General features: G+C 62.6%; 1 protein-coding gene and 1 pseudogene. Both read right to left on the reverse strand.

Features of this window, described 5'->3' with window-relative positions; all coding sequences use genetic code 11:
• A pseudogene (locus tag EN991_RS37435) lies at positions 1-287 on the reverse strand (MFS transporter); the annotation flags it as partial.
• A gap of 176 nt (positions 288-463) precedes the next feature.
• Entirely contained in the window at positions 464-865 is a 402-nt protein-coding gene (locus EN991_RS37440; protein ID WP_127370586.1) for an SH3 domain-containing protein, read from the reverse strand.
• Positions 866-1,064: the final 199 nt, after the last annotated feature.

A 1,064-nucleotide genomic window follows, 5' to 3' on the forward strand; every position in this document is an offset into this window, starting at 1 on the left:
CTGACGATGGCGACGAGCATGGCCGCCAGGCTCGCGGGCCGGCGTCCGACAATATCGGAGACGCTGCCCAACATCAGAAGTGCCGCCAGATTGCTGACGACATACACGGCGTAGATCAGCGTCAGGGTGATTTGTGAAAAGCCGAATTGCTGCTTGTAGACGATGTAGAGCGGCGTCAGCACCGTGCTGCCGGCAAACAGCACCGCAATCATCGCGGCGACGGTGGGGATTGCGAGAGCATCGCCACCTGCCCCTTCGTGCGTATGTGCAAAATCGCGAATGGCCATGGCCAACCTCGTCACCAATTTCGGGGATCGAGGGGTCTAACGCGGTTTCATCCACGACGTTCCCGCCGACAGGCAGGCTCCTGACAGCACGGTGGACATTGCCTGAGCGGGATATCCGCCGGCTGAACAGGCTCGGATCGGGGCCAGCGGCTCATCTATCGTTCAACCGGTCGGCCTTACCTGCAAGGAAAGCCGGGCGCGATCTTGCACTTGCCGGGACGCGGCCTGTGCGGCGGCCGATGGTGCGGAGGACGGTGCGGCTTGTGCCAGTGTGGCGGCCGATGCGGCGGACGCACGATGATGATTGGCGGGCGAACGATCTGTGAGCGTTCGAGATAACCGGCGCTGGCCCAGCCGCTCACGCCACCGCCATGGATTCTACACCAGCCCGGCTGGCAGCCGGTGACATTGACTCTGAAGCCGGCGGGCAGCGTTCCCACTTTGGCGTATCCCGCTCCCGGCCCGCTGCGGACGTTGAGGTTGGTCGAGGTGTGAGCGCTGTAGGCGAAGGCCGCGGCGGACGTCCCGAACACCGCGGCCATGATGGTCGCGGCCACAAGCAGAAAACGAAATCTCATCAGTCCCCTCCATTCGAATCCCGGCCGTTCACCTGCTCCGGCCAAGATTGCCCTGCAAGAGGAGCGGCCAAGCCAAGAAAAGTCAACAGGTGGGCGGCCGTAACCGTCCTGGCCAACGGGACTGATGCCGGATTTTCCTTGGACATGGTTGAGGAATTTCACGGTTGCCATTTATTGGCTCCTCAACATCCGCTAGCGT

It is taken from the genome of Mesorhizobium sp. M7A.F.Ca.US.005.03.2.1 (genome assembly GCF_003997795.1).
In the GTDB taxonomy this organism is placed as follows: Bacteria; Pseudomonadota; Alphaproteobacteria; order Rhizobiales; family Rhizobiaceae; genus Mesorhizobium; species Mesorhizobium ciceri.